General features: G+C 23.6%; 8 protein-coding genes. 7 read left to right on the top strand and 1 reads right to left on the bottom strand.

Going from position 1 to position 6,448, the window contains the following annotated elements; translation table 11 throughout:
* The first annotated feature begins 266 nt into the window (after positions 1-266).
* From AVBRAN12640_RS09715 to AVBRAN12640_RS09695, 5 genes are all read left to right on the top strand, one after another.
* Positions 267-731, top strand: a complete 465-nt coding sequence (locus AVBRAN12640_RS09715; protein ID WP_336609140.1) for a hypothetical protein — start codon at positions 267-269, stop codon at positions 729-731.
* 78 nt (positions 732-809) lie between these two features.
* Positions 810-1,280, top strand: a complete 471-nt coding sequence (locus AVBRAN12640_RS09710; RefSeq protein ID WP_336609139.1) for a hypothetical protein — start codon at positions 810-812, stop codon at positions 1,278-1,280.
* Between the two features lie 18 nt (positions 1,281-1,298).
* On the top strand, positions 1,299-1,841 hold the full coding sequence (locus AVBRAN12640_RS09705; protein WP_336609138.1) for a hypothetical protein: 543 nt from the start codon (positions 1,299-1,301) through the stop codon (positions 1,839-1,841).
* Positions 1,817-2,068, top strand: coding sequence for a hypothetical protein (locus AVBRAN12640_RS09700; protein WP_336609137.1), 252 nt, complete (start codon positions 1,817-1,819; stop codon positions 2,066-2,068). Before AVBRAN12640_RS09705 ends, AVBRAN12640_RS09700 begins: the two co-directional genes overlap by 25 nt.
* Entirely contained in the window at positions 2,069-2,818 is a 750-nt protein-coding gene (locus AVBRAN12640_RS09695; protein ID WP_336609136.1) for a hypothetical protein, read from the top strand. It begins immediately after the preceding gene.
* Between the two features lie 28 nt (positions 2,819-2,846).
* Here the strand turns inward: AVBRAN12640_RS09695 and AVBRAN12640_RS09690 are convergent, their stop codons facing one another.
* Positions 2,847-3,800, bottom strand: coding sequence for a hypothetical protein (locus AVBRAN12640_RS09690; RefSeq protein WP_336609135.1), 954 nt, complete (start codon positions 3,798-3,800; stop codon positions 2,847-2,849).
* Positions 3,801-3,865: 65 nt separating this feature from the next.
* On the opposite strand from AVBRAN12640_RS09690, the gene glsA reads away from it, so the two are divergent.
* Together glsA and AVBRAN12640_RS09680 are read left to right on the top strand one after the other, a co-directional pair.
* Positions 3,866-4,777: a glutaminase A gene (gene glsA / locus AVBRAN12640_RS09685; protein WP_214150556.1), complete on the top strand. Its 912-nt coding sequence runs from the start codon at positions 3,866-3,868 to the stop codon at positions 4,775-4,777.
* Between the two features lie 114 nt (positions 4,778-4,891).
* Positions 4,892-5,368, top strand: a complete 477-nt coding sequence (locus tag AVBRAN12640_RS09680) for a hypothetical protein (protein ID WP_336609134.1) — start codon at positions 4,892-4,894, stop codon at positions 5,366-5,368.
* Positions 5,369-6,448 lie beyond the last annotated feature (1,080 nt).

The following is a 6,448-nucleotide window of genomic DNA, read 5'->3' as shown; positions in this document are numbered from 1 at the left end:
CAATATTTAGCTATGAATTAAATCAAGCTAAGAAAAATTATGAGAGTATTGATTGCCCTGCTTATTCGCTTAGTGGATTTTCTGCATTTAGTGGATTTTTAAGCGATGAAGAAGTAAAAGTTCTAAACGAATGGCGTGACGCTCAAGAATAAAATAATTTTAATTTCAAATTCCGATTTTGGAATTTGAATATCTTCAGACCTTCTTTACTTTACAAAAAATAATTTTTATAATATTTACTTAATAATTAAAATTAAGGAGAAATAATGGCTTTTAAGAACGCAGTAGTTACAAAAGAACTTGATGAAAAATACAAAATGACAGATATTTTTTGCAATTATACAGATAGCTTATACTATAAACAAAATCATATGTTGCCTGATGAGAAAAGAATAGTAATAGATGAAGAATTAGATTGTTTTATAATGCTAGGTTATAATTTTTTAGACCCTGAATTAGAGCATGCAAGACTTAGCAAAGGCTTGTGGATTTTGTATTATAAAGGTAATTTGATTGAAGTTATACTTGATTATGATTTTGATATAACAATAGATGGTGTTTTATACGATAAAGTTTGGAGTATTTTTGATATTAAAAACAATGAATTATTAAGCGAAAAAGAAGTTATAAATCTTCTTAAAGAAATATTAGATGTTTATAATCTTTCTGGTGCTTGGGAAACAATTGACGGCTATAAAGTTTATGTAAGAGATGAAATAATAAAAGAATAAATATTTTAAATCCTAATTCAAATTCTTTAAAAATTGTGGAATTTGAAGTAGGAATTTGGTTTAAAAAAAGGTAAGCAAATGGCTTTTAAAAATGCAATTATTGATGATAGATTAGAGAAGAAATACTCACTTTCTTATATTTACGCAGAACATACTGATGATTGGTATGGCAGACAATATCATAAATTTCCTTATGATTGGGATATTGTAATAGATGAAGAATTAGACTGCTGGTTTATGAATTGTATGTATTTTGATGACCCTGAGCTAGACTATGCTAAACTTGATAAGTCATTGTGGGTATTGTATTACAAAGGTGAAGTAATAAAAATTATTTTAGACCGAGATTTTCGTATAAAAATAAATGGAACTTTATATGATATAGTTTGGAAAATACTATCTATAAAAAACAATAAAATATTAAATGAAAAAGAAATCATAGAATTGCTAAAAGATATTTTAAAAGTCTATGGAGTTAATGGATTTTGGACTGAAAAAGAAGAATGCACAATTTATGTAAGAGAAGAAGTGCTAGGAGAATACATATAAACAAAAGGAGATTTTATAATGGAAAAAATTGTTATAAAAATTTTAATTTTAATAGCAATATTGCCTTTTTATTATTTTTTATTTATGATGGTTATTTTTGGATATTCTGCTAATGATATGTATAATTTATCAATTTTACAAGCACCTTATGGAAGTTTGATTGGCTCAATATTTATTATACCTTTATGTTTTTTAACTCATATAATATATAGCGTTGTATCAAAAGAATTATGTAAAGCGTTTTTATCTATTGTATTTTGTCTTTCTTTTATTCCTGTTTTGACCTTATCAATAGGCGGAATAATAGCTTTGATTTTGCCATTTATGTATTATTATTTATTAGTAATGTTATATAAGAAATTCTTTAAAAGTAAATCAAGTTTTATAGGCAATACACAGCTTAGAGTAGATTTTAAAACTATACAAATTGATAACGAAATTTATGAAAAATATAAAATAAATGAAGCACTTACTAAATATAATACACAAGATACCATATTTAACACAAAAACAATACTACTTAATAAAGAGCTTGATTGTTTTTTATTGATTGTGATTTAAATTCAAATAGAATATTTTGGATTTTAAAATATAAAACAGATATTATTAAAATACTTCTTGTGCATAAAAAGCGTTTATCAACTGATACTGCTATATTTGTAATCATAGATATTGAGGGTAATAATTTACTTAGCGAAGAAGAAGTGATTTATTTATTAAAAGAAATCTTAGATATTTATAATCAAGATAAACAAGTAAAATACACATTATTAGATAAAAAATATTAAATGATTAAAGAAATTTTAAAATTTATAATTATATTTGCATTAACTCCTATAAATGCTGTTTTTATATATCTTGCAATCAAATCTTGTTTTGTTGAAAATTATTTGTTTTTAATGTTTGTTTATATGTTTGTTCATTATTTTGTTTTATCAATGAAGTATTTTTATGATAAATCAAAACTTTTTGCTATTGTTTTATTTAGTTTAATTTCACTTATTTTTGTAGTAGAAAATTGGCTATATTTTATGATTTTTATCGCTATTTATATCCTTGTAATTTATATATTAAGAGAAGTTGATACAAGCAATGCGATTTATGTGATTAATCCAAAAAGATTTGATTTAGTCCATATAGCTTTTGGATTTTTAATGCTGCTTTCATTTATTAGTATTGTAAGCTTTTTAAAAGATGAATTAATTATTTATAAAATAATCGGCGTAGTAATTATATTATGCACTTTAATTATATTTTGTGGTGTTAAAAGAGTGATTTGCTATGAAGATTGCTTGGTGTTTGTAAAAGGCTTAGGAGTTAGCAAAATAAAATATGATGATATTAAGGAATATTATTTTTTTAAAACAAATTTTAAAAATACTATAAGAATTTTTTTAAAGCAAAAAAGATTTAAGATTTTTTATATTTCTTATGAGCTTTCCTTTAATAAATTTAATAAAAGCGATTTAGAAAAATTAGAAAAATTAATCAATAAAAATGAAAATAAAAATAAAGGAAGTATATTTCAATGGATTTAAAAGCATTAGAGCTGATTGCGTGGTAAAACTATTTGTTTTGTTGCTTTTTTATATAGTCTTTATCTAATTCATAATGCTTATTTTTATCTACAATGTATTCTAAAGTTTCGTTAATGTTTTTTCTAAAAAACACTTTTAAGCTAAATTTTGCTTTTTGATCATTATATGGAACTGAAAATACCATATTTTTGGTTTGATAAATAGTATATATTTTAAAATCTTGCATAATATAGATTATTAGATTTGTAGCTACTCTAAAAGTATTTTTTGAAATTCCTAAGATGAATTCTATTAACATATCTTTATTTTGCTCGTTAGCTTGTATGACTTTATCTGTATAAAATGCTACACTAGTACTAAAAATAGGCTGAAAGCTTTTGTATTTAAACAAAATATCATTTTTATCAATTTCAATTCTAGCTTTATAAAAATTATTATCTTGTGCTATATTTTGTTTGATAACAACTAACACATCTATAAAAAATTTATTCTCATCTTCTATTATAAAAAAATTATTTTCTTTAATAAATTTAAGTTTTTTTCTTATATTTGAAGTTAATAAAATAGTAAAGCAATAAGCTAAAAATGGTAAAAAATATGCCAAAAAACTCCCGTGTAAATTCCAATATCTAGTATATGAATAAACATATTTTGCATAATAAAAATAATCTAAACCTATATAGGTGAGTAATATTAAAAATAAAAATTTGATGAAATTACAAAAAATCTTTGAATATTCATAATATATTGTAAAATTATTTTTCATAAAAGTCGCATTTATACTGATTTTGCTTGTTGATTTTATTTGATTGATTTTTTCATTTGCTTCTTGATTTATATACTCTTTATCATTTGCTAAAATTCTTAAAAACATTATAAAGCAACCATATATTACAATAATTACAAATAAAGTAATGCTAAGTGCTAAATGTCTAATAAATAAATCAGGATTTATAAAAAATGATTTTATGTTTTCAAGCAATTTTGCCCCTTAATTTGATATATTATAATAATTATAAAATTATATTTTAATTATAGGATTTAAATATGCAAGAGTTGTTAGATAGATTGGTAAAAGATAATATTAAATATACAAAATTAGGAAGATTGGCAAATTATATCCCAGAGCTTAGCAAGGCTAAATTAGACGCTTTGGGAGTTTGCGTGATTGATAAGGATTATAATGTTTTTTGCTCGGGTGATAGTGAGCTAAGGTTTAGTATTCAAAGTGTTTCTAAAATAGTTACTTTAATGTTAGCTTTATTAGATAATGACTATGAGTATGTATTCTCAAAAGTAGGTGTTGAGCCTACAGGAGATGCCTTTAATTCAATTATGAAACTTGAAACATCAAACAATAAAAAGCCATTTAATCCAATGATAAACGCAGGTGCTATTGCAGTTGCTTCTATGATTAAAGGCAAAAATGCTGAAGAGAGATTTAATAGAGTGCTTGAGTTTTTTCGTTTGATTACTGATGATAATGAAGCGTCATTAAGCACTAAAATATACGAAAGCGAAAATAAAACAGGCAATAAAAATAGAGCTTTAGCGTATTTTATGAAAAATGATGGGATTATTAGTGATGATGTTGAGGTGGCTTTAGAAGTTTATTTTAAACAATGCTCAATACTAGCTAACACAAAAAGCCTAGCTAAATTAGGATTATTTTTAGCTAATGATGGGCTTAAAGATGGTAAGCAAATAGTTAGTAAAAAAATAGCTAGAACGATTAAGAGTTTAATGCTAACTTGTGGAACTTACGATTTATCAGGAGAAATAGCTGTAAGGGTAGGACTTCCATGTAAAAGTGGTGTGGGCGGTGGTATGGTATCGCTTGTCCCTAGAGAATTTGGGATAGGGGTTTATGGACCAGCACTTGATAGCAAGGGTAATTCAATAGGTGGTGTTAGGATATTAGAGGGCTTATCTAAAGCTTTAGATTTATCAATTTTTTAAATTAATCTAAAATAATTAAAAGTATCTAGTATTTTTGTGCTTTATATTTTGAGTTTTAAGATTTAAATTCTTATAATTTCACTATATTAATTTGCATATTTTATAAGGGCTAATGTGATAGAATGGATATATAATAAATTAATAAAAGTTTTTGTTGCAACTTGTTTTAAAGTTTTGATATTTCTTGTTTTATTGTATGTAATTTCTTGGTCTTTTTTAATGTTATATATGGATACTTTTATACTTACTTTAATACCATTAAGATACTTATTGCCATGGTTTTTTATAGATGACGATGATGCTTATGCTCGAGGTTTTTTGTTAGGCTTGTTGTTGCTTATGATATGGAGTTATTTTAGTATATCTGCGACTAAAATCTATTGTAAAAATATTATTAATTTTTATAAAGGCGATAAAGATTTAGGCTTTTTATTTTATTTTACCTTATTTAGTATTCTAAATGCGTTTTTTAAATTTTGCTTTTTAAAATTAGGAGATATTCACAATAGCACTTTAACTCTTGCTATTGCTTTAATATCTACGATTTTAATTTATTTTTATATGAAATCTAAGGCTACTAAAAAGAACTAAAATTATTGATAAATTAGATTTTCTGATTAATTATTAATATAAAGAAAAAGATTTAATTTTAATTTAGTTTTTAAAAATTTATAATTAAAAGATAGTGAAAATTGGTGTTAAATCATTTGCAAGTTTGCTGTGGATTTGAAAAATGAAATTTCTAATTTAAATTTTAAAACCATAAAACTTCAATATTCTTACAATAAAGCAAATAATCTGAGTTACAAGTAATTTTATTTGTTAACGCTCATAAAATTACGCTAAATTCTAAGTCTTTTTAAAATTTAAATTAGTTACAAATTAGATAAAAATAAAAAAATTTAACATTAAAAAATATAGAATTTAAAATACAAATTTTAGATTTTTAAAAGCTAAATTTTTAATCCAAATTCTTTATGCTCAAAATAAATCAATATTAGTGGAATCACAAGTAATTTTGTGAGTGAAACGAGCAAAATTACAATTAAATTACGGAAAACTGCCGTTAAAAATCCATCAAGCTACGAAGCGTTAGCAAAGCAGGTTATTGATTTTAGGCAGTTTTTCCCTATAGAGCGTAGTCAGTGATGAGAAGTGGTTTAAGGGGAAGGCAAGGTTTAACTTCGCAAGTTAAGTCTTCTTCCCTTCTCCTTGAAAGAATTTAAATTTAAAGAAATATTTTTATTATAAAAAATCTTAAAAAATAAAACAAAAAAAATAAAAAGAGAAAAGAATTTAATTTAGGAATTTACTTTGGTTTTGGATTTAAAAAATTGAAATTCCTATTTCAAATTCTTTGGTTTTTTTCACTCTTGAGACTATTATTTATAACTAGCAAATGAATTGCTAGTTATAAATAATAATGAGAGTGAATAGGTAAAAAAAAGATAAAAGAAAATTAAAAATATAAAAAGTTTTTTGGGTCATAAGTAATGATTATTAAAATTAAAAGCTTTTTGGGTGGTAGGTAAAGATTATAAAAACATAAAAGCTTTAGGATAATAATCACTAAGAAAAATTATAAAAATTAAAAATATTAAAAACTTTTAGGTTTAAGGTAAAAAATAATAAGCTTTAAAAAACAATCTCTAAATAAAAATACAAAAACTC

Origin of the sequence: Campylobacter sp. RM12640, assembly GCF_020137595.1 — a bacterium.
GTDB lineage: Bacteria > Campylobacterota > Campylobacteria > Campylobacterales > Campylobacteraceae > Campylobacter_E.
This window is presented reverse-complemented; position numbering and strand designations above follow the sequence as displayed.

Bases quoted from the DNA above. Each gene is read 5' to 3' on its own strand.
- AVBRAN12640_RS09715 (WP_336609140.1), top strand. From the start codon at position 267: ATGGCTTTTAAGAACGCAGTAGTTACAAAAGAACTTGATGAAAAATAC.
- AVBRAN12640_RS09710 (WP_336609139.1), top strand. From the start codon at position 810: ATGGCTTTTAAAAATGCAATTATTGATGATAGATTAGAGAAGAAATAC.
- AVBRAN12640_RS09705 (WP_336609138.1), top strand. From the start codon at position 1,299: ATGGAAAAAATTGTTATAAAAATTTTAATTTTAATAGCAATATTGCCT.
- AVBRAN12640_RS09695 (WP_336609136.1), top strand. From the start codon at position 2,069: ATGATTAAAGAAATTTTAAAATTTATAATTATATTTGCATTAACTCCT.
- glsA (WP_214150556.1), top strand. From the start codon at position 3,866: ATGCAAGAGTTGTTAGATAGATTGGTAAAAGATAATATTAAATATACA.